Source organism: Enterobacter sp. JUb54 (genome assembly GCF_014298075.1).
GTDB lineage: Bacteria > Pseudomonadota > Gammaproteobacteria > Enterobacterales > Enterobacteriaceae > Klebsiella > Klebsiella lignicola.
On the sequence record NZ_CP060418.1, the window covers coordinates 5,012,209 to 5,037,920 of the forward strand.

The window sequence follows — 25,712 nt, forward strand, 5'->3', positions numbered from 1 at the left end:
GGTCAAATGGAGTTGTTATGCTGTTGGCATTTTTCAGGTTGCTGTTCAAAGGGTTGTATCGGGTCAGATTGACCGGTGACACGCAGTCCTTGCAACAACAAAAGGTCTTGATCACCCCGAATCACGTCTCTTTTATCGATGGGATCTTGTTAGCCTTATTCCTGCCCGTCAAACCGGTTTTTGCCGTATACAGCTCTATCAGCGAACGCTGGTTTATGCGGGCGCTAAAGCCAATTATTGATTTTGTCCCGCTGGATCCGACCAAGCCGATGTCGATTAAGCATCTGGTGCGCCTGATTGAGCAGGGGCGTCCGGTGGTGATTTTCCCGGAAGGCCGTATTTCAGTCAGCGGCTCGCTGATGAAAATCTATGACGGCGCGGCTTTCGTGGCGGCGAAGTCACAGGCGACGATCGTTCCGCTGCGTATCGAAGGCGCAGAGCTGACCCCGTTCAGCCGCCTGAAAGGGCTGGTGAAGCGCCGCCTGTTTCCACGCATTCAGCTCCATCTGCTGCCGCCAACCCGCATTGAGATGCCGCAGGCGCCTCGCGCCCGCGACCGCCGTAAAATTGCCGGTGAAATGCTGCATCAGATCATGATGGAAGCGCGCATGGCGGTTCGCCCGCGGGAAACCCTGTATGAATCGCTGCTGGCGGCGCAGGACCGGTTCGGCGCCCGTAAAAACTGCGTGGAAGACATTAACTTCACGCCGGATACCTACCGCAAACTGCTGACCAAAACCCTGTTTGTGGCGCGTATTCTGGAAAAGTACAGCGCTCAGGGTGAGAAAATTGGCCTGATGTTGCCCAACGCCGGCATCAGCGCGGCGGTGATCTTCGGCGCCATTGCCCGCGGGCGTATCCCGGCGATGATGAACTATACCTCGGGCGTAAAAGGTCTGAGCAGCGCCATTACCGCCGCCGGGATCAACACCATTTTCACCTCCCGTACCTTCCTCGATAAAGGCAAACTCTGGCATCTGCCAGAGCAATTGACCCAGGTACGCTGGGTCTTTCTGGAAGACCTGAAAGGCGACGTCACGACCGGCGATAAGCTGTGGATCTTCGGCCATTTGCTGGCGCCAAAGCTGGCGCAGGTGAAACAGCAGCCGGAAGATGCGGCGATCATCCTCTTTACCTCCGGCTCGGAAGGCCACCCGAAAGGGGTGGTGCACAGCCACAAGAGCATTCTTGCCAACGTTGAGCAGATTAAAACCATCGCCGACTTCACCGCCAACGACCGCTTTATGTCGGCGCTGCCGCTGTTTCACTCCTTCGGTCTGACCGTTGGCCTGTTGACCCCGCTGTTTACCGGCGCCGAAGTGTTCCTCTATCCCAGCCCGCTGCATTACCGCGTGGTGCCGGAGCTGGTTTACGATCGCAACTGTACGGTACTGTTCGGCACCTCAACCTTCCTTGGGAACTACGCGCGCTTTGCCAACCCGTATGATTTTTATCGTCTACGCTACGTGGTAGCAGGAGCGGAAAAGCTTCAGGAAAGTACTAAGCAGCTGTGGCAGGACAAATTTGGTCTGCGCATCCTCGAAGGCTACGGCGTCACCGAGTGTGCGCCGGTAGTGTCCATTAACGTGCCGATGGCCGCGAAGGTCGGAACCGTCGGGCGCATTCTGCCGGGGATGGATGCCCGCCTGCTGGCAATGCCGGGGATTGAAGAGGGCGGCCGCCTGCAGTTAAAAGGGCCGAACATCATGAACGGCTATCTGCGTGTCGAGCAGCCAGGCGTGCTGGAAGCGCCAACCGCCGAGAATCAGCACGGTGAAATGGAAAGCGGCTGGTACGACACCGGGGATATCGTCACCTTTGACGAGCAGGGCTATGTCCGGATTCAGGGGCGTGCCAAACGCTTTGCGAAAATCGCCGGCGAAATGGTGTCGCTGGAGATGGTCGAGCAGCTGGCGTTGGCGCTCTCTCCGGACAAGATGCATGCCACGGCGATTAAACAGGATGCCAGCAAGGGCGAGGCGCTGGTGCTCTTTACCACCGACGATGAACTGAACCGTGAAAAACTGCTGCGCTACGCCCGCGAACATGGCGTACCGGAGCTGGCTGTACCGCGCGACATTCGCTGGCTGAAGCAGCTTCCGGTTCTCGGCAGCGGTAAGCCGGACTTTGTCACTCTGAAAGGCATGGTTGATCAGACGGAACATTCGCATGAGTGAGTCAGTACACACTAACACTTCGCTGTACTCGAAAGGCATGATGGCGGTCATCTGCGCCCAGTTTTTCTCAGCCTTTGGCGACAACGCTCTGCTGTTCGCCACCCTGGCGCTGATGAAGCAACAGTTCTATCCGGACTGGAGCCAGCCGGTGATGCAGATGTTGTTTGTAGGTGCTTACATACTCTTTGCGCCGTTCGTCGGACAGTTCGCCGACAGCTTTGCAAAGGGACGGGTGATGATGGTCGCCAACGGCATGAAGCTGATTGGTGCCGGCTGTATCTGCTTCGGTCTCAACCCGTTTATCGGCTATACCCTGGTGGGGATTGGCGCTGCCGCCTACTCGCCGGCTAAATACGGCATCCTCGGCGAACTGACCACCGGCGATAAGCTGGTCAAAGCCAACGGCCTGATGGAATCTTCCACGATTGCGGCGATTTTGCTGGGATCTATGGCCGGCGGGATCCTTGCCGACTGGCACGTGCTGGCGGCCCTGGCTATCTGTGCGCTGGTGTACGGTGCGGCGGTGATCGCCAACCTGTGGATCCCGAAACTGCCGGCGGCGCGACCGGGCCAGTCATGGCGTTTCACGCCGATGACCCACAACTTCTTCAGCGCCTGCCGCACGCTGTGGCGCAATGGCGAGACGCGGTTTTCCCTGATGGGGACCAGCCTGTTCTGGGGCGCTGGCGTGACCTTGCGTTTCCTGCTGGTGCTGTGGGTCCCGGCGGCGCTGGGCATCACCAGCAACGCCATGCCGACCTACCTTAACGCGATGGTGGCGGTCGGGATTGTGCTGGGGGCCGGGGCGGCGGCGAAGCTGGTTACGCTGCAAACGGTCTCTCGCTGCATGCCTGCCGGGATTCTGATTGGTGTGGCGGTGATCTTTTTCGCCGTGCAGCACGCGCTGCTGCCGGCGTTTGGCCTGCTGCTGCTGCTGGGTATCTTCGGTGGTTTCTTTATCGTGCCGCTCAACGCGCTGCTGCAGGAGCGCGGTAAGCATACGGTTGGCGCCGGCAATGCCATTGCGGTGCAGAACCTCGGTGAAAACGTGGCGATGTTGCTGATGCTGGGGCTCTATTCGCTGGCGGTCAGCATCGGTATTCCGGTGGTTGGCGTCGGGATTGGCTTTGGCGCGGTGTTTGCGCTGGCGATCGCTGCCCTATGGATTTGGGGACGGCGTAAATAATCTCTCGGTGGCGCTGAACTGGTATTTTCCCGGAGTCGGCGCATTGCGCCTGTCCGGGCTACAAGTTCATGCGGTTTGTAGCCCGGGTAGGGCGTTTACGTCGCGACCCGGGATTTCCCTTCTTACGGTGCCGGGTAGGTATAAACCTGATGCACCGCTTCAATCTCTGCCAGGACCTCAGCGCTTAACTCAAGATGCAGGCTCTCGACGTTGGTCTTAAGCTGATCCATGGTGGTTGCGCCCAGCAGGGTGCTGGCGACAAACGGCTGACGGCGTACGAAAGCCAGCGCCATCTGAGCCGGGTCGAGGTGATGACGTTTGGCGATATCGACATAGGCCGCGACCGCTTTCTGCGTTTGCTCGCCGCTGTAGCGCGTGAAACGGCTGAACAGCGTATTGCGCGCCCCGGCCGGTTTCGCACCATTCAGGTATTTCCCGGTCAGCGTACCGAAGCCGAGGCATGAGTATGCCAGCAGCTCCACGCCTTCATACTGACTGACTTCCGCCAGACCCACTTCATAGCTACGGTTGAGCAGGCTGTAGGGGTTTTGAATGGTCACGATGCGCGGCAGGTCGTGTTTGTCCGCCAGGTGCAGATAGCGCATGACGCCAAAGGCCGTTTCGTTGGAGACGCCGATATAGCGGATTTTACCGGCCCGCTGGAATTCGGTGAGTGCTTCGAGGGTATCGAGCAGCGTCACCACCGGCGCGGAGTCGCTCCAGCTGTAGCCCAGCTTGCCGAAACAGTTGGTCGGGCGCTGCGGCCAGTGAACCTGATAGAGATCGAGATAATCGGTTTGCAGACGCTTCAGGCTGTCGTGCAGGGCATCGCGGATATTTTTACGGTCGAGCACATGGTTGGGGCGAATGCTGCTGTCGCTGTTGCGCGCCGGGCCGCTGACTTTGGAGGCGAGGACTAACTTTTCGCGATTTCCGCGCTTCGCCAGCCAGTTACCGACGTAGGTTTCCGTCAGCCCCTGGGTTTCCGGGCGCGGCGGGACAGGGTACATCTCAGCAACATCAATCAGGTTAATGCCCTGACTGACCGCGTAGTCGAGCTGTTCGTGCGCGTCGGCCTCGCTATTTTGCTCACCAAACGTCATGGTGCCCAGTCCAAGCGTACTGATTTCAAGAGAACTGTGTGGGATACGGTGATACTGCATAGCCGGCTTCCTTTTTTATTAACAAGGTCAGGAGTTCCCCGACAAAGGAGTATCAACATGGCAGAGGGGGAGAAAAAGAGGAAGTAAAAAGATCAAAAAAGCCGGGCTTTCAGAATCCACAGGCGTGATGCGGCGGATGTATCAGAACGTCCCGACTCTTTTATTAAGACGATATGGCGATGTTACAAGCGACGTCAGCAATCTGCTTCGGTTCAGTGCTGGCCGCTGACGTGTATTAACGTTTAATAATCTGTGAAACGTCATCGCGATTGATCTGCATTTTGTTGCCTTGCTGATCTTCGTAACTGATAAGACCGGTGTCATCATCGACGGCCGGCTTGCCATCGGTCAGAATCATGCGTCCATCTTTCGTTGCCATCACGTAATCGCTGCTGCAACCGGAAACCGAGAACGCCAGTCCTACGGCGGAAATCAAGACTGCCCATTTTTTCATCGTTATTACCTCTTTATATGGTCGCACCTCACACCAGTGTATTAATAGCCTGATTTGTGAGACATAAAAAGCAGTTAAGTCTTAAAAAAGATTACAGCCCAGGTTTGGGCTGTAATTTTGTGGGTTACAGCGGATTTTTTTTGTTACGCAGCAGGTTGAGACTTTCGACGGCAATCGAGAAGAACATCGCGAAGTAGATGTAGCCTTTCGGGATATGGATCTCGAAGCTTTCCAGCATCAGGGTAAAGCCGACCAGAATCAAAAATGACAGGGCCAGCATTTTTACCGACGGGTGTCGGTCGACGAAATCGCCGATTGGACGCGCGGCGAACATCATAACGCCGACGGCAATCACCACCGCAGCCATCATGATAAACAGGTGATCCGACAGGCCCACGGCGGTAATGACCGAATCAAGGCTGAAAATAATATCCAGCAACATGATCTGCACGATCGCCCCCATAAAGGAGTGGACGTTGGTTTTGAGCCCTTCTTCCTCGCCTTCTATTGATTCATGGATCTCCTTACTGGCTTTCCAGATAAGGAACAGTCCGCCGAGCAGTAAAATCAAATCGCGAAACGAGACTTCATGACCGAGCACGCTAAACAGCGGGTTGGTGAGCTTAATAACCCAGGCAATAGAGGCCAGCAGCGCCAGGCGCATTATCATCGCGCCCATCAGGCCGATTCGTCGCGCGTGAGCGCGCTGAGCGGTCGGAAGTTTGGCGACAACCAGAGAGAGGAAAATAATATTATCAATCCCGAGCACGATTTCCAGCAGCGTCAGTGTACCGAGCGCCAGCCAGGCGTTAGGGTCGGTTATCCATGCAAATAACATTGTTCAAAGTCCAGCAAAAAAGAAAGTCGTAATTATATGCAACCCGGCTGGCAGAACAAAAATTTAATCGTGCCGCAGAAGAAAATGTCGGGCCAGCAGGGCGGCGGTAAAATTCTTCTTCAGATAAAAGCCCCGAGGCAGCGTGAGAATGGGTTCGCCATGTGCGCCAATCGCCTCGGTTAGTGCTTTGCTGTTGGCGGCTTTTGGGCGCAGCTGCAGCACTTCGCCGTGGCGGGCGGTGATACGTTCAACCTGGCCGAGGACGATCAGATCCATCAGCTCCTCCCAGTCCATGCGCAACTGGCGATCCTCTTCCTCATTCGGGGTCCACAGCAGCGGCGCGCCGACACGGCGTTGTGCCAGGGGGATCGCCCGATCGCCCTCCACCGGCACCCACAATACCTGTTGGAGCTTATGACGCACGTGGCTGCTTTCCCAGGTCACGCCGCTGTTGCCGGTCAAGGGAGCGACACAGACAAAGGTGGTTTCCAGCGGGCGCCCCTGGCTATCGACAGGAATGGTTTTGAGCTCGATGCCCAGCGCGGCGAAATCCTGCTCGGGCTTGCTGCCGGCGCTGGCGCCAAGCCACATCTCCAGCAGAATGCCGATCCACCCCTTATCGCGTTTTAAATCTCGTGGAATGGGAATGCCTGCCAGTGCCGCCAGTTCACCCAGCGAGTAGCCTGCCAGCTGCTGGGCCTGGGCCAGAAGTTGCTGCCGGGATTGCGGTGGTGACGTTAACGGCGCGATGGCGGTCATACGGTGATTATCCTGGTTAAAAAACGAACGCTAAAATAGCGCGTTGTGGACAGAGTTTACCTTTTCTTGGGTAACTATGACAATGTGATGATTCATATGGCTTTTTTTTGATATTTTTGTTGTTGTGAAAATGATGAAAACAGGTTTTCCAGAACTGGTCACTGGCAATGAACAGGATCTTACACCATGTTATCCACAGAAAAATGGGATAACTGGGGAAAAGCCCCACTACTGTTTCCATTTACAGCCTTGACGTGCGACGAAAATCGAATTTTTAGACAAAATGTGCCCAGTGGGCAGGCATAATCTGTGGATAAAATCGACATTGTTCGATCTTTCATCAGTTCCAGGATCGCATGTGTGATGATCATCACGTTATGCTGCAATTATTGAAAGATATATGTGCTAACATAATGAATACAATGCCATTATTAAATGATGTTATCCGTAAGCGATTCAGACTACTCCGGGTTTTCCCTGGGTAATTCCATACTTCTTCACAACTCTATCCACAGAAAAAGTGAATAAAATGGGGCTGCGATCGCTTTCACTGTTTATAACTCTGCTGATTACTGTGAGTTATTCAAATGTTATTCGATCGCACAGTGGCAACAGAGTGGTTTACCGTTTACAGCGAGTGTGAAACAATCATTCACATTGAAGATTATTTTGAGGTAGTCCGGTGATTGATGACGATGGCTACCGCCCAAATGTCGGTATTGTAATCTGTAATCGTCAGGGCCAGGTCATGTGGGCCAGACGCTATGGTCAGCACTCGTGGCAGTTCCCGCAAGGGGGCATTAATCCAGGGGAATCAGCCGAGCAGGCGATGTACCGGGAGTTGTTTGAAGAGGTTGGGTTAAGTCGTAAAGATGTACGAATCCTGGCTTCTACCCGGAACTGGTTGCGTTACAAATTGCCTAAACGTTTGGTGCGTTGGGACACAAAGCCGGTTTGTATCGGCCAGAAACAGAAGTGGTTTCTTCTGCAGTTGATAGGCAGTGATGCAGAAATCAATATGCAAACCAGTAGTACACCTGAGTTTGATGGTTGGCGATGGGTAAGTTACTGGTACCCGGTTCGTCAGGTGGTGTCGTTTAAGCGCGACGTGTACCGCCGGGTGATGAAAGAGTTTGCCAGCGTCACCATGTCGCTGGCAGAAACGGCACCTAAACCGCAAAGCGCGCCTGCTTATCGACGTAAAAGAGGTTAAGCCACGCACATTATGCTCACTCGGTTACGAGAAATCGTCGAGAAAGTCGCGAGTGCGCCACGTTTAAACGAGGCGCTGGATATTCTGGTCACAGATATCTGCCAGGCGATGGAAACGGAAGTCTGTTCGGTCTACCTGGCCGATAACGATCGGCGATGCTACTACCTTATGGCCACTCGCGGGCTGAAAAAACCTCGCGGGCGTACCGTTGCGCTCGCCTTTGATGAAGGCCTGGTTGGCCTGGTCGGCCGCCTGGCTGAACCTATCAACCTTGCCGATGCGCAGAAGCACCCCAGCTTTAAATATATTCCGGCCGTTAAAGAGGATCGCTTCCGCGCGTTTCTTGGCGTACCGATTATCCAGCGGCGCCAGCTGCTGGGCGTGCTGGTGGTGCAGCAGCGTGAGCTGCGTCAGTTTGACGAAAGCGAAGAGTCGTTCCTTGTTACGCTGGCGACGCAGATGGCCGCCATTCTCTCCCAGTCACAGCTGACGGCGCTGTTTGGCCAGTATCGCCAAACCCGCATTCGCGCACTGCCGGCATCTTCCGGGGTGGCGATTGCCGAAGGCTGGATGGACATTAGCCTGCCGCTGATGGAGCAGGTCTATGAAGCCTCGACGCTGGATACCGCTTCCGAACGCGAACGTCTGACCGGCGCGTTGGAAGAGGCGGCTAACGAATTCCGCCGCTACAGCAAGCGCTATGCCGCCGGGGCGCAAAAAGAGACCTCGGCAATCTTTGACCTCTATTCACACCTGCTGTCTGATGCCCGACTGCGCCGCGAGCTTTTTGCCGAAGTCGATCAGGGCGCGGTGGCCGAATGGGCGGTGAAAAAGATCATCGAGAAGTTCGCCGAGCAGTTTGCCGCGCTGAGCGATGGCTATCTGAAAGAACGTGCTGGCGACCTGCGTACCCTCGGACAGCGCCTGCTGTTCCACCTCGATGACACCATTCAGGGGCCCAATACCTGGCCGGCTCGCATCGTTCTGGTGGCGGACGAACTCTCCGCGACAACGCTGGCAGAGGTTCCTCAGGACCGGCTGGCGGGTGTCGTCGTACGCGACGGGGCGGCGAACTCCCATGCGGCGATCATGGTTCGTGCCTTAGGGATCCCGACGGTGATGGGCGCCGACATTCAGCCCTCGTTGCTTCACGGACGCATGCTGGTGGTGGATGGCTACCGTGGCGAGCTGCTGGTGGATCCTGAACCGGCGCTATTGCAAGAGTATCAGCGGCTGGTCAGCGAAGAGAACGAACTCAGCCGCCTGGCGGAAGACGATCTTGAACGGATCTCCGAGCTAAAAAGCGGCGAGCGGGTCAAGGTCATGCTGAATGCCGGCCTGAGCCTCGAGCATGAAGAGAAGCTCGGTAACTTTATCGACGGCATTGGTCTGTATCGCACTGAAATACCGTTTATGCTGCAAAGCGGCTTCCCGTCGGAAGAGGAGCAGGTTGCTCAGTATCAGGGCATGCTGCAGATGTTTAATGAAAAACCGGTAACCCTGCGTACGCTGGATATCGGTGCCGATAAACAGCTGCCGTATATGCCGATCAGTGAAGAGAACCCGTGCCTTGGCTGGCGTGGGATCCGCATCACCCTCGATCAGCCGGAGATTTTTCTGATTCAGGTGCGCGCCATGCTGCGTGCCAACGCCGCCACCGGCAACCTCAGTATTTTGCTGCCGATGGTGACCAGTCTGGATGAGGTCGATGAGGCACGACGCCTGATCGATCGCGCCAGCCGCGAAGTGGAAGAGATGATTGGCTACGCCATTCCGCGTCCGCGTCTTGGGGTGATGCTGGAGGTGCCGTCGATGGTCTTTATGCTGCCGCACCTGGCCAGCCGCGTCGATTTTATCTCTGTCGGAACGAATGACCTGACCCAGTATATTCTCGCAGTCGATCGCAACAATACCCGGGTGGCCAGTCTGTACGACAGCCTGCATCCGGCGGTATTGCGGGCACTGTCGATGATTGCACATGATGCCGAACGTTTCGGTATCGACCTGCGGTTGTGCGGCGAAATGGCCGGTGACCCGATGTGCGTGACGATTCTGATTGGCCTCGGCTATCGCCATCTCTCGATGAACGGCCGTTCGGTGGCAAGGGTAAAATATCTGCTGCGCCGCATTGATCTCGAGGAGGCGCAAGAGTTGTCGCGTCGTAGCCTTGAAGCGCAGATGACAACGGAAGTGCGTCATCAGGTAGCGGCCTTTATGGAGCGTCGTGGCCTGGGCGGTCTGATCCGCGGCGGCCGGTAGCCTCTCTTCCGGGTAAGGCATTGATGCCGCAGCCCGGGAGAACTTCACCGAGTGGATCACCGGCAGCACGATGGCCGTTAGCATCCGTATACATATCTTTTACAACAACGGCACGGCCAGTGAATTAACCTTATGTTATTATTCGCCCCCTTGGAGCACCCGCATAGCTCGGGCGTGTATGATGACCGCTGTCCACTTTCGGCGGAATAACAAGTCTTTATGGTGACAGATGAATAGTGGCTACCTGCATTTTCCGGAGTTTGATCCGGTAATATTTTCCGTTGGGCCGGTTGCCCTCCATTGGTACGGCATGATGTATCTGGTCGGGTTTGTTTTTGCGATGTGGCTGGCCACCCGTCGGGCCAATCGTCCGGGCAGCGGCTGGACCAAAAACGAAGTCGAAAACCTGCTGTATGCCGGCTTCCTTGGCGTCTTCCTCGGTGGTCGTATTGGTTACGTTCTGTTCTATAACCTGCCGGTCTTCCTGCAGGATCCGCTGTATCTGTTCCGCGTCTGGGACGGCGGGATGTCGTTCCACGGTGGCCTGATTGGCGTTATCCTGGTGATGATTATCTTTGCCAAACGCACCAAACGCACCTTCTTCCAGGTATCCGATTTTATCGCGCCGCTGATCCCGTTTGGCCTCGGTGCTGGACGACTGGGCAACTTTATCAACGGTGAACTGTGGGGCCGCGTTGACCCGAGCTTCCACTACACGATGATTTTCCCCGGCTCACGGGCGGAAGATCTGGCGCTGCTGCCGTCACATCCGGAATGGCAATCGCTGTTTGATACCTATGGCGCACTGCCGCGTCACGCTTCACAGCTGTACGAACTGGCGCTGGAAGGGATTGTGCTGTTCCTGATCCTGAACCTGTTTATCCGCAAACCGCGCCCAATCGGCTCGGTCTCGGGTCTGTTCCTGATTGGCTACGGCCTGTTCCGCATTATCGTGGAATTCTTCCGTCAGCCGGATCAGCAGTTCACCGGTGAGTGGGTGCAGTACATCAGCATGGGCCAGATTCTTTCCATTCCAATGGTGCTTGCGGGCATCATTATGATGGTCTGGGCTTACCGCCGCCGTCCGCAGCAACAAACTTCTTGAGGAACCATGAAACAGTATCTTGATTTGATGCAGAAAGTGCTTACAGAAGGCACGCCAAAAAATGACCGCACCGGTACCGGCACGATCTCTATTTTCGGCCATCAGATGCGTTTTAACCTGCAGGAAGGTTTCCCGCTGGTGACGACCAAACGCTGTCATTTACGCTCCATCATCCATGAACTGCTGTGGTTCCTCCAGGGTGACACCAACGTCGCGTATCTGCATGAGAACAACGTCAGCATCTGGGACGAATGGGCAGATGAAAATGGCGATCTGGGGCCGGTTTACGGCAAACAGTGGCGCTCCTGGCCGGCGCCAGACGGCCGCCATATTGACCAGATCAGCACCGTAATGGAGCAGCTGAAAAACGACCCGGATTCGCGTCGTATCATCGTTTCCGCCTGGAACGTTGGCGAACTGGACAAGATGGCGCTGGCGCCGTGCCATGCGTTCTTCCAGTTCTATGTTGCGGACGGAAAACTCTCCTGTCAGCTCTATCAGCGCTCCTGCGACGTGTTCCTCGGCCTGCCGTTTAACATCGCCAGCTATGCGTTGCTGGTTCATATGGTGGCCCAGCAGTGCGATCTGGAAGTGGGTGATTTTGTCTGGACCGGCGGGGATACCCACCTGTACAGCAACCACCTTGAGCAGACGGATCTGCAGCTGAGCCGCGAGCCTCGTTCACTGCCGAAGCTGGTTATCAAGCGCAAACCGGCGTCGATTTTCGACTACCGCTTTGAAGACTTTGAGATCGAAGGCTACGACCCGCATCCGGGAATTAAAGCGCCGGTGGCGATTTAATTTAACCAGATCAGGACGTGACAGAAAACAACAACCGGTGCCAGTGGCGCCGGTTTTTTTTGTGCCATGAATAACCCTTCCAGATTTCCCGCAACGCGCTGCAAATGTTGATTCTTGCTTCGGCGCGCCACGCGAATCGCTCTTTTTCCTGTCGTTCCGATGCTGCAACTTCCCCATACTTGCGCCATGAACAGACAACGCGGCTATACCCTCATTGAAACGCTGATAACGCTGGCTCTGATGCTAATCCTCAGCGCCGGGGCGCTGTACGGCTGGCAGCGCTGGCAGCAGCAACAGCGATTATGGCAAACCGCCAGCCAGGTGCGCGAATACCTCGTGCTGCTGCGCGATGATGCCAACTGGCATAACCGCACCCGCCTGCTGAGCGTGGGCCAGCACGCCGATGGCTGGTGCCTGAGCGCCCTGGAGGCGCCCGTGAATTGTGCGCCCGCAACGCCGTTTACATTCCTGCCGCGCTGGCCTGAGGTATCGCTCAGCCATATCACGCCGGGCCTGGGCTTTTACGGGCTGCGCAATAGCGCCTGGGCCGGACATATCCGGCTGCACAGCGCGGGTGACAGCTGGAACATAATTGTCTCTAACTGGGGGCGCATTCGTCTGTGCCGCAATGAGGAGAGCGCATCATGCCTGTGATCTCCCGTGGGTTTTCTCTGGCTGAGACGCTTATCGCGATGGCTATCAGCGCCATTTTGCTGACCGGCGCCTCGCGTTTCTTACCTGCGCTGCAACGGCAGGTACTGCGCCAGACGCAGCAGCAGTCGCTGGATGACGAACTGTGGCAGCGCCTTTATACGGTAGCCAAACATCTGCAACGGGCAGGGTATTGCCGTGGGAAGTGCGTGGGGGAGCCGCTGCTGATCGCCAGCAACGGCCACTGCATCATCGTCCGCTGGGACAGTAACAGCAACGGCGTATGGGATATCTCGCCGGAGGCAACCTCCGATGCCACGGGCTTTCGCCTGAGCAACGGCGCGTTAGAAACCCGGCGCGGGGTGACCAGCTGTTATGGCGGCGGATGGGAGAAAATGACCAATCCCGCGGCGATCAACGTGACCCATTTTGAGGTGACCCGCCAGGCGACTACCGGCTTTGCGCCAGAGCTTATCGTGACCCTGGCCGCACACTCGACCGCGGATCCACGAATGACTGCCCATGCGGAATACCGCGTGACGGGATATAACCTATGAGCCGCCAGCAGGGGTTCTCGTCACTGTTGATGGTGCTGCTGCTACTGGTGCTTGGTAGTACCCTGCTACAAGGGCTGAATCAGCGCCAGCGCGCGTTGCTGGCGCAAACCGCCGGAGAAACCCGGGCCATCCAGGAAACCGCCGGGGCGCACTCCGCCCTGGAGTGGGGAAAAGAGCAGCCGTGGTCGATAGATGACCCCGCAGCCTGTCGGCACACAGGCAGCGATAACTGGCGCGCTTGTCTGCGTATTTTTAACGATGCCTCGGTGCTGCTGATAGCCAGCGGCGGCAGCATCTTATTATGGCAATCCGGGCGGGTTGAAAAGGGCGTGGTTCAGTTTTCACCCCACGGCTGGAGCGACTTCTGCCCGCTGACGGAGGAGGGCTTATGCCACATGCCCTGAGCCGGGAGCACGGTTTTAGCCTGCCGGAAACGCTGCTGGCGATGGTGCTGCTGATGATGGTAGTGACCGCACTTGGCGGCTATCAGCGAGGGTTAGCCAGCGGTTTTATTCAATTAAATCAGTATCGCCAGCTGTGGCGTGATGCGTGGCGCTACGGTCAACTGAACCCTCCCGTCATCTCGGGCGGCAGGGCGGTCAGCCGTTTGCAGACATCGGCGGCAAGATGTGTCAGCATCACGGTAACGATCACCATGCCCGTTGAAAAACGGGTGCAGATGACCCGGCTGCATTGCCCGGTAAATCAGTAGTCAGGAGCGAATATGTTAAGGGTGTACCACTCAAACCGTCTGGATGTTCTTGAAGCGTTGATGGAGTTTATCGTCGAGCGCCAGCGGCTGGACGACCCTTTCAAACCGGAGATGGTACTGGTGCAAAGTACCGGTATGGCGCAGTGGCTCCAGATGACCCTGGCAAAGCGATTTGGCATTGCGGCCAATATCGAATTTCCACTGCCAGCCAGCTTTATCTGGGACATGTTTGTTCGCGTACTGGCGGATATCCCCGGTGAAAGCGCCTTTAATAAACAGAGCATGAGCTGGAAACTCATGACCTTGCTGCCGCAGCGCCTCGACGATGACTCCTTTACGTTGCTGCGCCACTATCTGAGCGACGACAGCGATAAGCGCAAGCTGTTCCAGCTTGCCTCCAGGGTGGCAGACCTCTATGACCAGTATCTGGTCTATCGCCCGGAATGGCTGATGCGCTGGGAGGCTGACGAACGGGTTGATGGCCTTGGCGACGCGCAGCAGTGGCAGGCGCCGCTGTGGAAAGCGCTGGTCGAACACACCGCCGAACTGGGACAAGAGTCCTGGCACCGAGCGAATTTGTACCAGCGTTTTATCAGCGCCCTGGAAGCGGCAGATGAACCGCCGGCCGGGCTGCCTTCACGGGTGTTTATCTGTGGTATTTCGGCGCTGCCGCCGGTCTATCTGCAGGCGCTACAGGCGCTGGGCAAGCACGTGGATGTCTACGTGCTGTTCACCAACCCTTGCCGCTACTACTGGGGCGATATTAAAGACCCGGCTTTTCTGGCGAAACTGATGTCGCGCCAGCGCCGTCATCACCGCGAATCACGGGAGCTGCCGCTGTTCCGCGATGCCGAACAGGCGCCGGGGTTGTTTAACGACGCCGGGGAACAGGATGTCGGCAACCCGCTGTTGGCCTCCTGGGGCAAGCTGGGCCGGGACTATATCTATCTGTTGGCCGGGCTGGAACGCTATGAAGAGCTGGATGCCTTCGTCGATATCACGCCTGATAATCTGCTGCACAATGTACAGGCCGATATTCTCGATCTGCGCAATGCGGCGGTGGCCGGGCGTAACGCCGAAGAGTTTGCCCGCAGTGACAGCAAGCGCAGGCTGGCTCTGGACGACCGTAGTTTGACTATTCAGGTGTGCCATAGCCCGCAGCGCGAAGTAGAAGTCCTGCACGACCGGCTGCTGGCGATGCTCGAAGAGGACCCGACCCTGACACCGCGCGATATTATCGTGATGGTGGCGGATATCGACAGCTACAGCCCCTACATTCAGGCAGTATTCGGCAGCGCCAGCGGCGAACGCTGGCTGCCGTGGGCTATCTCCGACCGACGCGCCCGTGAATCGCATCCGGTGCTACAGGCGTTTATTACGCTGCTGTCGCTGCCCGACAGCCGCTTTGCCAGTGAAGATGTTCTGGCTCTGCTGGATGTGCCGGTTCTGGCTGCCCGCTTTAGCATTGATGAAGCGGGGCTGCGCTACCTGCGTCAGTGGGTTAACGAGTCCGGCGTGCGCTGGGGGATGGACGACGATAACGTACGTGAGCTGGATCTACCCGCCACCGGGCAGCACACCTGGCGTTTTGGTTTGACGCGTATGCTGCTGGGCTATGCGATGGACAGCAGCCAGGGCGAGTGGCAATCGGTATTGCCGTACGACGAGTCCAGCGGGCTGATCGCCGAGCTGGTGGGCAACCTGGCGTCACTGCTGATGAAGCTCAACCAGTGGCGTCACACGCTGGCGCAGGAGCGCCCGCTGGCGGAATGGTTACCGCTGTGTCGCGAACTGCTGGACGACTTTTTCCTGCCTGATGGCGACACGGAAGCCGCTCTGGCGTTGATCGAGCAGCAGTGGCAGGCGGTCATTGGCGAAGGCGCTCAGGCGCAATATGCGCAGAGCGTTCCCCTGTCGCTACTTCGTGATGATCTGGCCCAGCGCCTGGATCAGCAGCGTATCAGCCAGCGTTTCCTCGCCGGGCCGGTCAACATCTGTACCCTGATGCCGATGCGTTCGATCCCGTTCAAAGTGGTGTGCCTGCTGGGGATGAACGACGGCATTTACCCGCGTACGCTGGCACCGCTGGGCTTCGATTTAATGAGCCAGAGGCCGCAGAGGGGCGATCGCAGCCGCCGCGATGACGACCGCTATCTGTTCCTCGAGGCGCTGATGTCTACCGAACAGACCTTATATATCAGCTATATCGGCCGCTCGATTCAGGACAATAGCGAACGTTACCCGTCGGTACTGGTACAAGAGCTGGCGGACTATATTGGCCAGAGCCACTGTCTGGAAGGTGATGAAGAGCTGGATTGCGACGCCAGCGAGCGGCGGGTCAAAGCGCACATCACCCATCTGCATACCCGGATGCCCTTCGATGCGGCCAATTTCCTCAACGATGAACATCGAAGCTACGCCCGGGAATGGCTGGCGGCCGCCAGCCAGCAAGGGGAGGCGCACAGTGACTTTATCCAGCCGCTGCCGGTGCCGCCCATTGACACTCTGCCGTTTGAACAGCTGTTGCGCTTCTGGCAGCACCCGGTCCGGGCCTTTTTCCAGCAGCGCCTGCGGGTTAACTTCCGCTCTGAAGAGAGCGATATTCCCGATGACGAACCTTTTACCCTGGAAGGGCTTAGCCGTTATCAGCTGAATCAACAGCTGCTGAATACCTTGATTGAGCAACAGGATGCCGCAGCGATGTATCGTCGTTTCCGGGCTGCGGGCGAGCTACCTTTCGGTGCTTTTGGCGAGCTGGCCTGGGAGACGCAACGTCAGGAGATGCAGAACCTTGCGGAGCGGGTTATTGCCAGCCGCCAGCCAGGGCAGAGCGTGGAAATCGATCTGCAATGTCACGGCGTTAACATTACGGGCTGGCTGCAGCAGGTACAATCGGACGGCCTGTTACGCTGGCGGCCTTCGCTGCTGAGCGTGGCGCAGGGGATGCAACTTTGGCTGGAACACCTTGTCTACTGTGCTGGTGGCGGAACCGGCGAAAGTCGGCTGCTGGTGCGAAAAGAAGGCGAGTGGCGTTTCCCACCGCTGGCGCAAGAACAGGCAAAGGCATATCTTGATGAACTGGTAGCGGGTTACCTGCAAGGCATGTCCAGACCGCTACTGCTGCTGCCTGAAAGCGGCGGCGCATGGCTAAAAGTCTGTTATGACGCTGAAAAGGATGTCATGTTAACGGACGAAGAGACACAACAAAAAGCGCGGAGTAAATTTCTTCAGGCCTATGAAGGCAATATGGTGGTCAGCGGTGAAGGTACCGATGTCTGGTATCAACGCCTGTGGCGCACTCTTGAACCGGAATACTATGACGAGATTATTATCCAAACACAGCGTTACCTGTTGCCGATATTTCGTTTCCATCAGTCCGAATAAATTGTAATAGTATAAAAATTGCGCAGATTAGGGTGTTCAATTATCATGCGCAACCAATCACGGACTGATGTGCACCGCGCCGATGCAACCGGCGCAAATTTGTTAATGATGAGGTTCGTGAATGCCCCGCAGTGTATGGTTCAAGGTTATTTTAGTGCTGGCGGCCCTTTGGGCGCCGTTAAGTCAGGCAGATACCGGATGGCAACCGATTCAGGACACTATCCGCAAAAGTGAAAAAGATCCCCGGCAATATCAGGCAATTCGTCTGGATAATGGCATGGTGGTTCTGCTGGTTTCCGATCCGCAGGCGGTGAAATCGCTGTCTGCGCTGGTGGTGCCCGTGGGATCGTTGCAGGATCCCGTCGAACACCAGGGGCTGGCGCATTTCCTCGAGCACATGACGCTGATGGGCTCGCAAAAATACCCGCAGCCCGACAGCCTCGCCGAATTCCTCAAAATGCACGGCGGCAGTCATAACGCCAGTACCGCGCCTTATCGCACGGCGTTCTATCTTGAAGTCGAGAACGATGCGCTGGACGGTGCGGTCGATCGCCTGGCTGATGCCATCGCGGCCCCGTTGCTCGATAAAAAATATGCCGACCGCGAGCGCAACGCCGTCAATGCCGAGCTGACCATGGCGCGGACCCGGGACGGGATGCGTATGGCGCAGGTCAGTGCCGAAACCATTAACCCGGCTCACCCGGCATCACATTTTTCCGGTGGTAACCTCGAAACGCTCAGCGACAAGCCCGGTAAACCGGTGCTCGACGCCCTGCATGCTTTCCGTGATAACTGGTACTCCGCGAACCTGATGAAAGCGGTGATTTACAGCAATAAACCGCTGCCGGAGCTGGCAAGTATCGCGGCCGCGACCTATGGCCGGGTACCCAACCACAATATCAGTAAACCGGAGATCACCGTTCCGGTAGTGACCGATGCGCAAAAGGGCATCATCATCCACTACGTTCCGGCGATGCCGCGTAAAGTGCTGCGCATTGAATTCCGCATTGATAACAATAGCGACCAGTTCCGCAGTAAAACCGACGAGCTGGTGACCTATATGATAGGGAACCGTAGCCCGGGGACCTTATCCGACTGGCTGCAGCAGCAAGGCCTGGTAGAAGGCATTCGCGCGGACTCCGATCCGGCGGTGAATGGCAACAGCGGCGTGCTGGCGATTTCCGCGACCCTGACGGATAAAGGCCTGGCGAACCGCGATGAAGTCGCCGCGGCGATCTTCAGTTACCTTAACCTGCTGCGTAGTCAGGGCATCGACAAACGCTATTTCGATGAGCTGTCTCACGTTCTGGCGCTCGATTTCCGCTATCCCTCGATCAACCGCGATATGGACTACGTTGAATGGCTGGCGGATACCATGATCCGCGTGCCGGTAGAGCATACGCTGGACGTGGTGAATATTGCCGACCGGTACGACCCGCAGGCGATTAAAGACCGGCTGGCGATGATGACGCCGCAAAACGCCCGCGTCTGGTATATCAGCCCGCAGGAACCGCATAACAAAACCGCCTACTTTGTGAATGCGCCCTATCAGGTCGACAAGATTAGCCCCCAGACCTTTAGCGACTGGCAGCAGAAGGCGAGCGCTATCGACCTCAAGCTGCCGGTCCTGAACCCCTATATTCCTGATGATTTTACGCTGATTAAAAGCGACAAAGCCTACCCGCATCCGCAGCTGATCGTCGATGAGCCGACGCTGCGCGTGGTCTACGCGCCGAGCCAGTACTTCGCCAGTGAGCCGAAGGCCGATGTCTCGTTGGTGCTGCGCAACCCGCAGGCCATGGATAGCGCCCGCAGCCAGGTGATGTTTGCCCTGAATGATTATCTGGCGGGTATCGCACTCGACCAGCTCAGTAATCAGGCGGCGGTCGGGGGAATCAGCTTCTCTACCGGCGCCAATAACGGGTTAATGGTCAATGCCAATGGCTACACCCAGCGCCTGCCGCAGCTGTTTACCGCGCTGCTGGATGGCTATTTCAGCTACACGCCGACCGAAGAACAGCTGGCGCAGGCGAAGTCCTGGTACGCACAGATGATGGACTCGGCAGAGAAAGGGAAAGCGTACGACCTGGCGATTATGCCGGTGCAGATGCTGTCTCAGGTGCCTTATTTCCAGCGGGAAGAACGCCGTGGGCTGCTGCCGTCGATCACCCTGAAAGAGGTCCTGGCCTACCGGGACAACCTGAAAGCCAAAGGGCGACCGGAGCTGATGGTCATCGGTAATCTCAGCGCCGAGCAGTCCACCGCGATGGCGCGACAGATCCAGCAACAGCTGGGGGCCGATGGCAACGAGTGGTGCCGGAACAAAGATGTGCTGATTAACAGCCAGCAGCTGGCGATTTTTGAAAAAGCCGGTAACAGCACCGACTCGGCGCTGGCCGCGGTCTTTGCGCCGCCTGACGCCGATGAGTACAGCAGTTCTGCCGCCAGCTCCCTGCTCGGGCAGATTATCCAGCCGTGGTTCTATACCCAACTGCGTACCGAAGAGCAGCTTGGCTACGCGGTCTTTGCCTTCCCGATGAACATCGGCCGCCAGTGGGGGATGGGCTTCCTGCTGCAAAGCAGCGATAAACAGCCGGCGTTCCTCTGGCAGCGCTTTAAGGCCTTTTTCCCCACGGCTGAAGCTAAACTGCGGGCCATGAACCCGGCAGAGTTTGCGCAAATCCAGCAGGCGGTGATTGGCCAGATGACTCAGGCGCCGCAAACCCTCGGCGGGGAAGCCTCGCAGCTGAGCAAAGATTTCGATCGCGGTAATATGCGTTTCGATTCACGTGATAAAGTAGTGGCTCAGATAAAACTGCTGACGCCGCAAAAACTTGCCGACTTCTTCCATCAGACGGTGGTGGATCCGCAAGGCATGGCGATATTGTCCCAGGTCTCCGGCAGCCAGAATGGCAAGACCGATTACGTCCACCCTGAGGGGGGCAAAGTCTGGGAAAACGTCAGCGCATTGCAGAAATCCTTACCCCTGATGCGAGAGAACGAATGACCGAAACCGCCGAGCCTCTGAATCCTCTGCGCTTGCCCTTAACGGGCGAGCGCCTGATAGAAGCCTCTGCGGGCACCGGAAAAACCTTTACCATCGCCGCACTCTACCTGCGGCTGTTGCTGGGACTCGGCGGTGAATCCGCCTTTCCCCGGGCGGTCAGCGTGGAAGAACTGCTGGTGGTGACCTTCACCGAGGCTGCCACCGAAGAACTGCGTGGCCGTATCCGCAGCAATATTCATGACCTGCGCATTGCCTGCCTGCGTGAAAGCACGACCGATCCCCTCTATGCCGCACTGCTGGCCGAAATCCCGGATAAAACTCAGGCGGCGAACACGCTGCTGCTGGCAGAACGGCAGATGGACGAAGCGGCGGTGTTCACCATTCACGGCTTCTGCCAACGGATGCTGAGCCTGAACGCCTTTGAGTCAGGCATGCTGTTTGAACAGCAGCTGATCGAAGATGAGTCCCGGCTGCGCTACCAGGCCTGCGCCGACTTCTGGCGCCGCCACTGTTACCCGCTGCCGCGCGACATTGCCGCGGTGATCCACGAGGCATGGAAAGGCCCGCGCGATCTGTTGAAATCTCTCGACCGTTGGTTACAGGGCGAAGCCCCGCAGCTCAAATCCCCGCCCGCGCCGGAAGAGACGCTGGCTGAACGTCATCAGCAAATCATTACCCGTATCAATGCGCTGAAAGCGCAGTGGCGCGAGCAGGTTGGTGAGATTGACGGCGTGCTGGAGAGCTCCGGCATTGACCGGCGCAAGTTCAATCGTGGCAATCAGGGTAAGTGGATCGACAAGATCAACGCCTGGGCTCAGGAAGAGACGCTAAGCTACCTGCTGCCCGACGCGCTGGAGAAATTCTCTCAGCCCTTCCTGTATGAACGCACCAAGGCCGGCGGCGAGCCGCCGGTGCATCCGCTGTTCAGCGCGGTGGAACAGCTGCTGGCCTCTTCGCTGACGCTGACGGATCTGGTGATGGCCAGGGCGATGGTGGAGATCCGCGACGCGGTGGCACGGGAGAAACGTCGCCGCGGCGAGCTGGGTTTTGACGACATGCTCAGTCGGCTGGATGATGCGCTGCATGGCGAAAGCGCAGACGCGCTGGCCAGCGCTATCCGCCAGCGTTTCCCGGTGGCGATGATCGATGAATTCCAGGATACCGATCCGCAGCAGTATCGTATTTTCCGCCGTATCTGGCGGCACCAGCCGGAGACGGCGCTGCTGCTGATCGGCGATCCCAAACAGGCCATCTATGCCTTCCGCGGCGCGGATATTTTCACCTATATGAAAGCCCGTGGCGACGTTGCGGCTCACTATACGCTGGACACCAACTGGCGCTCTGCCCCCGGGATGGTAGAAAGCGTTAACCGCCTGTTTGGCCTCAGCGATAACCCCTTTATGTTCCGGGAAATCCCCTTTTTGCCGGTCAAAGCGGCCGGGAAGAACCACGGGCTGCGGTTTACCGTAGATAACGCCGCGGTGCCGGCGATGAACATCTGGCTGATGCCGGGTGAGGCCGTCGGGGCGGGCGAGTATCAGGCGTATATGGCGCAGCTGTGCGCGGCGCAAATTCGCGACTGGTTAAGCGCCGGTCAGCAGGGCAGCGCGCTGCTCTGGCGCGGCGAAGCTGCCCGGCCGGTGCAGGCCTCGGATATGACGGTACTGGTGCGTAACCGCCAGGAAGCCTCGTTGATCCGGGACGCCTTGCGGGCGCTGGCGATCCCGTCGGTATACCTTTCAAACCGCGACAGCGTATTTGAAACCCCGGAAGCGCAGGAGATATTGTGGATCCTGCAGGCGGTGCTGTCCCCGGAGCGCGAAAATACGCTGCGCAGCGCGCTGGCGACCTCGGTCTTTGGCCTGAACGCGCTGGATATCGACAGCCTTAATCAGGACGAACGTGCGTGGGATGCGCTGGTTGAGGAGTTCAGCGACTATCGGCAAATCTGGCGCCAGCGTGGCGTGATGCCGATGCTGCGGGCGCTGATGAGCGCGCGGAAAATTGCGGAAAACCTGCTGGTGACGGTCGGCGGCGAGCGCCGGTTAACGGATATTCTGCACATCAGCGAACTGCTCCAGGAGGCGGCCAACCAGCTGGAGAGCGAACATGCGCTGGTCCGTTGGTTGACGCAGCATATCGCCGAGCCGGACAGCAATGCCTCAAGCCAGCAGATGCGCCTGGAGAGCGACAAGCACCTGGTGCAAATCGTCACCGTGCATAAATCGAAAGGTCTGGAATACCCGCTGGTCTGGCTGCCGTTTATCGCGCGTTTCCGTAAGCAGGATCAGGCGTTTTATCACGACCGTGACTCCTTCGCTGCGGTACTTGATCTCGACGAAAACGAGGGCAGCCTGGAGCTGGCGGAAGCGGAGCGCCTGGCGGAAGACTTACGTCTGCTGTACGTCGCACTGACTCGTGCGGTCTGGCACTGCAGTCTCGGCGTCGCGCCGCTCAGTACCCGCCGCAGTGACAAACCCGGGGCCAGTGATTTTCATCAAAGCGCCCTGGGGCGCCTGCTGCAGGGCGGCGAAGCGATGGATGCCGCCGGGCTGACGGCGCGTCTGCAGGCCTTATGCAGCGATGATATTGCGCTGCAAACCCCAGCGGCGCTAGACCCGACGCCCTGGCAGGCGCCTCAGGAGTCGTTGCCGCCGCTGTCAGCACGGTTCCTGACGCGCCACGTGACGGACGACTGGCGCGTCACCAGCTATTCCGGGCTACAGCAGCATGGTCATAGCCAGGCTCAGGATCTGCTGCCCCGCCTTGACGTTGATGCCGCTGGCGTCGGCGAGGTGGCCGACGATCCACAGCTCACTCCGCATCAGTTCCCGCGCGGCGCATCGCCGGGGACCTTCCTGCACAGCCTGTTTGAAGATCTCGATTTCACCCAACCGGTGCCTGCCGAGTGGATGGCGACACAGCTGCAGTCCGGCGGCTTCGGCGAGCAGTGGACGCCGGTCCTGACCCAGTGGCTGGATGACGTACTGCGTACGCCGTTGCCGGGCGCCGGGATCGCGCTAAATCAGCTTAGCGCGGGCGATAAACAGGTGGAGATGGCCTTCTATTTACCCATTGAACAGCCGCTGGATCCGCAGCGGCTGGATGCTCTGATTCGCCGCTACGATCCTCTCTCAGTCGATTGCCCGCCGCTGGATTTCCGCCAGGTTCGCGGCATGTTAAAAGGCTTTATTGACCTCGTGTTCCGCCATAACGGCCGCTACTACCTGCTGGATTACAAATCGAACTGGCTGGGACCAGACCGCGAGGCCTACACCCGACAGGCGATGGAACAGGCCATGCGCGGGCATCGCTACGATTTGCAGTACCAGCTCTATAGCCTGGCGCTGCACCGCTATTTGCGCCACCGCATCGCTGACTACCAATATGAACACCATTTCGGCGGCGTGATTTATCTCTTTTTGCGCGGCATGGATGGCGAGGGCGGCGAGCAGGGGATTTTTACCACCCGTCCCGTTCAGCCGCTGATTGATGGCCTGGATGCGCTGTTTGCCGGAGACGTTCAGGAGAGCATGCCATGACAATGGATGAACTGTTGCTGGAAGCAGCAAATCAGCGGGTGTTACGCCCGCTAGACGTACAGTTTGCGCTGATGGTGGCGCACGATGCGCATCCGGCGGTGAAACTGGCGGCCGCGGTGCTGAGCCGCGATGCCGGGGAAGGCCACGTTTGTCTGCCGGTGTCGCGCCTGCGCTCCGCGGAGTTTCTGAGTGGCAAAGCCAGCGAGATGCGTGAGCAACTGCTGGCACTGGCGGGATCGCCGGATGACTGGCCGGCGCTGCTGCTGGCGTCATCTGCGGTTAGCGTGGGCGATCGTCCGACGCCGATGATCCTCTGCGGCGAACGGCTCTATCTCAACCGCATGTGGCGAAATGAGCTAACCGTGGCCCATTTCTTTAACGAGGCGAACCAGGTTCTCGAGGTGGACGATGCCCGGCTGGCCGCCACGCTGGATGCCTTGTTCCCGGCAAGCGATGAAACCGACTGGCAAAAAGTCGCCGCCGCGGTTGCCCTGACCCGTCGTATTTCGGTGATCTCCGGCGGCCCCGGCACCGGGAAAACTACCACCGTCGCCAGGCTGCTGGCGGCGTTGATTCAGACCACTCACCAGCCGCACTGTCGTATCCGTCTGGCGGCCCCGACCGGGAAAGCCGCCGCCAGATTGACCGAGTCGCTGGGGGAAGCGCTGCGTCGCCTCCCGCTGAGCGATGAGCAAAAAGCGCTGCTGCCCAGCGAGGCCAGCACGCTGCACCGTCTGCTGGGCGCCCAGCCTGGCAGCCAACGTCTGCGCTATCACGCCGGTAACCCGTTACATCTGGACGTGCTGGTCGTGGATGAGGCCTCGATGATTGACCTGCCGATGATGGCGCGGCTGATTGACGCGCTGCCGGAACACGGGCGGGTTATTTTCCTCGGCGACCGCGATCAGCTGGCGTCGGTGGAGGCCGGGGCGGTGCTCGGGGATATCTGTGCCTGGGTGAATGCCGGCTATACCGCCGGGCGTGCGGCGCAACTGACGAAACTGACCGGCTATGCGCTGCCGGCCGGCGAAGGTGAAATTGCCGGTGCGCTGCGCGACAGCCTGTGCCTGCTGCAAAAAAGCTACCGTTTTGGCAGCCATTCCGGGATCGGCCACCTGGCACGGGCGGTGAATAACGGCGATCGCCAGGGCGTCAGGGCGACGTTACGCCAGCCGTTTGACGATATCGTGTTGCATCCGCTGAGCACCACCGAGGAATACGCCGCGATGCTCGCCCAGTCGCAGGATGGCTATGGCCGCTATCTACAGCTGCTGCGTGAACGGGCTGAGCCTGAAGTGCTGCTCGCCGCTTTCGCGGAATTCCAGCTGCTGTGCGCCCTGCGTGATGGCCCATATGGCGTCAGCGGCGTAAATGAACAGCTGGAACAACGGCTAAACCGCAACCGGGCGATTTCGCTGCCGCGCCACTCGCGCTGGTATGAAGGGCGTCCGGTGATGATTTCGCGCAACGATAGTGCGTTAGGGCTGTTTAATGGCGATATCGGGATTGCGCTGGAACGAGGAGAAGGGCTGCGGGTCTGGTTCCCGATGCCGGATGGCAGTATTAAGTCGGTACAGCCGAGCCGTTTGCCAGAGCATGATACCGCGTGGGCGATGACGGTGCATAAATCACAGGGGTCGGAGTTTGATCATGCGGCCTTGATTCTGCCAGCGAAGAGCGTTCCGCTGGTGACCCGCGAGCTGGTCTACACCGCGATCACCCGCGCAAAACAGCGTTTATCGATGTATGCCGACGAGCAGGTGCTGCTCCAGGCCATCGTTGCCCGCACCGAGCGGCGCAGCGGACTGGCGGATATTTTCGCCCGTCATCAATAGACGCAGGAACCCCGGCGGGCGGCGGACGAGAGTCGCCCGGATAAGCTATTTACGCCACTATCCGGGAGG

The 25,712-nt window shown here is 58.1% G+C and carries 18 protein-coding genes and 1 pseudogene; 14 read left to right on the plus strand and 5 right to left on the minus strand.

All coding sequences use genetic code 11. The features are described 5' to 3' along the window. Positions 1 to 17: 17 nt before the first annotated feature. Entirely contained in the window at positions 18 to 2,177 is a 2,160-nt protein-coding gene (gene aas, locus HF679_RS23335) for a bifunctional acyl-ACP--phospholipid O-acyltransferase/long-chain-fatty-acid--ACP ligase (RefSeq protein WP_123756660.1), read from the plus strand. Then, positions 2,170 to 3,363 carry a lysophospholipid transporter LplT gene (gene lplT, locus HF679_RS23340; RefSeq protein ID WP_123756661.1) on the plus strand — a complete coding sequence of 398 codons (1,194 nt, stop codon included), beginning with the start codon at positions 2,170 to 2,172 and terminating at the stop codon, positions 3,361 to 3,363. Before aas ends, lplT begins: the two co-directional genes overlap by 8 nt. A 122-nt stretch (positions 3,364 to 3,485) precedes the next feature. Here the strand turns inward: lplT and HF679_RS23345 are convergent, their stop codons facing one another. The 5 genes and pseudogenes from HF679_RS23345 to HF679_RS25050 all read right to left on the minus strand — a co-directional run. Then, a complete protein-coding gene (locus tag HF679_RS23345) occupies positions 3,486 to 4,526 on the minus strand; it encodes an NADP(H)-dependent aldo-keto reductase (protein WP_123756662.1) in 1,041 nt (346 codons plus the stop codon). 235 nt (positions 4,527 to 4,761) lie between these two features. After that, positions 4,762 to 4,980 (minus strand): YgdI/YgdR family lipoprotein, encoded by a 219-nt coding sequence (locus HF679_RS23350; protein WP_004867116.1) that lies wholly within the window; start codon positions 4,978 to 4,980, stop codon positions 4,762 to 4,764. Positions 4,981 to 5,104: 124 nt separating this feature from the next. Beyond that, positions 5,105 to 5,818 (minus strand): TerC family protein, encoded by a 714-nt coding sequence (locus HF679_RS23355; RefSeq protein WP_123756663.1) that lies wholly within the window; start codon positions 5,816 to 5,818, stop codon positions 5,105 to 5,107. A 63-nt stretch (positions 5,819 to 5,881) separates the two neighbouring features. Next, positions 5,882 to 6,577 (minus strand): DNA mismatch repair endonuclease MutH, encoded by a 696-nt coding sequence (mutH, locus tag HF679_RS23360; RefSeq protein ID WP_123756664.1) that lies wholly within the window; start codon positions 6,575 to 6,577, stop codon positions 5,882 to 5,884. 88 nt (positions 6,578 to 6,665) lie between these two features. Continuing rightward, a pseudogene (locus HF679_RS25050) lies at positions 6,666 to 6,806 on the minus strand (hypothetical protein); the annotation flags it as partial. Between the two features lie 453 nt (positions 6,807 to 7,259). Here HF679_RS25050 and rppH point away from each other — a divergent pair. The 12 genes from rppH to recD all read left to right on the plus strand — a co-directional run bounded on the left by rppH (position 7,260) and on the right by recD (position 25,643). Then, entirely contained in the window at positions 7,260 to 7,790 is a 531-nt protein-coding gene (gene rppH, locus HF679_RS23365) for an RNA pyrophosphohydrolase (RefSeq protein ID WP_123756667.1), read from the plus strand. Positions 7,791 to 7,802: 12 nt separating this feature from the next. Further along, positions 7,803 to 10,049: a phosphoenolpyruvate--protein phosphotransferase gene (gene ptsP / locus HF679_RS23370; RefSeq protein WP_123756668.1), complete on the plus strand. Its 2,247-nt coding sequence runs from the start codon at positions 7,803 to 7,805 to the stop codon at positions 10,047 to 10,049. Positions 10,050 to 10,278: 229 nt separating this feature from the next. Next, on the plus strand, positions 10,279 to 11,154 hold the full coding sequence (gene lgt, locus HF679_RS23375) for a prolipoprotein diacylglyceryl transferase (RefSeq protein ID WP_123756669.1): 876 nt from the start codon (positions 10,279 to 10,281) through the stop codon (positions 11,152 to 11,154). Between the two features lie 6 nt (positions 11,155 to 11,160). Then, positions 11,161 to 11,955, plus strand: a complete 795-nt coding sequence (thyA, locus tag HF679_RS23380; protein ID WP_123756670.1) for a thymidylate synthase — start codon at positions 11,161 to 11,163, stop codon at positions 11,953 to 11,955. 159 nt (positions 11,956 to 12,114) lie between these two features. Beyond that, complete coding sequence (locus tag HF679_RS23385) at positions 12,115 to 12,609, plus strand: prepilin peptidase-dependent protein (RefSeq protein WP_227540137.1); 495 nt, start codon at positions 12,115 to 12,117, stop codon at positions 12,607 to 12,609. Continuing rightward, positions 12,600 to 13,163: a prepilin peptidase-dependent protein gene (locus tag HF679_RS23390; protein ID WP_187042422.1), complete on the plus strand. Its 564-nt coding sequence runs from the start codon at positions 12,600 to 12,602 to the stop codon at positions 13,161 to 13,163. Before HF679_RS23385 ends, HF679_RS23390 begins: the two co-directional genes overlap by 10 nt. Further along, entirely contained in the window at positions 13,160 to 13,567 is a 408-nt protein-coding gene (locus HF679_RS23395; RefSeq protein ID WP_154143996.1) for a DUF2509 family protein, read from the plus strand. The genes HF679_RS23390 and HF679_RS23395 overlap by 4 nt, the downstream gene beginning before the upstream one ends. Next, complete coding sequence (locus tag HF679_RS23400; protein ID WP_187042423.1) at positions 13,552 to 13,875, plus strand: prepilin-type N-terminal cleavage/methylation domain-containing protein; 324 nt, start codon at positions 13,552 to 13,554, stop codon at positions 13,873 to 13,875. The genes HF679_RS23395 and HF679_RS23400 overlap by 16 nt, the downstream gene beginning before the upstream one ends. A 12-nt stretch (positions 13,876 to 13,887) precedes the next feature. Beyond that, positions 13,888 to 17,259, plus strand: coding sequence for an exodeoxyribonuclease V subunit gamma (gene recC / locus HF679_RS23405; protein ID WP_187042424.1), 3,372 nt, complete (start codon positions 13,888 to 13,890; stop codon positions 17,257 to 17,259). A 121-nt stretch (positions 17,260 to 17,380) separates the two neighbouring features. Next, on the plus strand, positions 17,381 to 20,266 hold the full coding sequence (gene ptrA, locus HF679_RS23410; RefSeq protein WP_187042425.1) for a pitrilysin: 2,886 nt from the start codon (positions 17,381 to 17,383) through the stop codon (positions 20,264 to 20,266). Next, complete coding sequence (gene recB, locus HF679_RS23415) at positions 20,263 to 23,808, plus strand: exodeoxyribonuclease V subunit beta (RefSeq protein ID WP_187042426.1); 3,546 nt, start codon at positions 20,263 to 20,265, stop codon at positions 23,806 to 23,808. The genes ptrA and recB overlap by 4 nt, the downstream gene beginning before the upstream one ends. After that, positions 23,805 to 25,643: an exodeoxyribonuclease V subunit alpha gene (gene recD, locus HF679_RS23420; RefSeq protein ID WP_154143991.1), complete on the plus strand. Its 1,839-nt coding sequence runs from the start codon at positions 23,805 to 23,807 to the stop codon at positions 25,641 to 25,643. Before recB ends, recD begins: the two co-directional genes overlap by 4 nt. Positions 25,644 to 25,712 lie beyond the last annotated feature (69 nt).

Excerpts from the sequence above, each read along its gene's own strand:
- HF679_RS23355 (WP_123756663.1), bottom strand. The coding sequence starts at position 5,818 with ATGTTATTTGCATGGATAACCGACCCTAACGCCTGGCTGGCGCTCGGT.
- HF679_RS23400 (WP_187042423.1), top strand. The coding sequence starts at position 13,552 with ATGCCACATGCCCTGAGCCGGGAGCACGGTTTTAGCCTGCCGGAAACG.
- HF679_RS23350 (WP_004867116.1), bottom strand. The coding sequence starts at position 4,980 with ATGAAAAAATGGGCAGTCTTGATTTCCGCCGTAGGACTGGCGTTCTCG.
- HF679_RS23390 (WP_187042422.1), top strand. The coding sequence starts at position 12,600 with ATGCCTGTGATCTCCCGTGGGTTTTCTCTGGCTGAGACGCTTATCGCG.
- lplT (WP_123756661.1), top strand. The coding sequence starts at position 2,170 with ATGAGTGAGTCAGTACACACTAACACTTCGCTGTACTCGAAAGGCATG.
- recD (WP_154143991.1), top strand. The coding sequence starts at position 23,805 with ATGACAATGGATGAACTGTTGCTGGAAGCAGCAAATCAGCGGGTGTTA.
- HF679_RS23345 (WP_123756662.1), bottom strand. The coding sequence starts at position 4,526 with ATGCAGTATCACCGTATCCCACACAGTTCTCTTGAAATCAGTACGCTT.
- recC (WP_187042424.1), top strand. The coding sequence starts at position 13,888 with ATGTTAAGGGTGTACCACTCAAACCGTCTGGATGTTCTTGAAGCGTTG.
- mutH (WP_123756664.1), bottom strand. The coding sequence starts at position 6,577 with ATGACCGCCATCGCGCCGTTAACGTCACCACCGCAATCCCGGCAGCAA.
- lgt (WP_123756669.1), top strand. The coding sequence starts at position 10,279 with ATGAATAGTGGCTACCTGCATTTTCCGGAGTTTGATCCGGTAATATTT.
- HF679_RS23385 (WP_227540137.1), top strand. The coding sequence starts at position 12,115 with ATGCTGCAACTTCCCCATACTTGCGCCATGAACAGACAACGCGGCTAT.
- HF679_RS23395 (WP_154143996.1), top strand. The coding sequence starts at position 13,160 with ATGAGCCGCCAGCAGGGGTTCTCGTCACTGTTGATGGTGCTGCTGCTA.
- ptsP (WP_123756668.1), top strand. The coding sequence starts at position 7,803 with ATGCTCACTCGGTTACGAGAAATCGTCGAGAAAGTCGCGAGTGCGCCA.
- ptrA (WP_187042425.1), top strand. The coding sequence starts at position 17,381 with ATGCCCCGCAGTGTATGGTTCAAGGTTATTTTAGTGCTGGCGGCCCTT.
- thyA (WP_123756670.1), top strand. The coding sequence starts at position 11,161 with ATGAAACAGTATCTTGATTTGATGCAGAAAGTGCTTACAGAAGGCACG.
- aas (WP_123756660.1), top strand. The coding sequence starts at position 18 with ATGCTGTTGGCATTTTTCAGGTTGCTGTTCAAAGGGTTGTATCGGGTC.
- recB (WP_187042426.1), top strand. The coding sequence starts at position 20,263 with ATGACCGAAACCGCCGAGCCTCTGAATCCTCTGCGCTTGCCCTTAACG.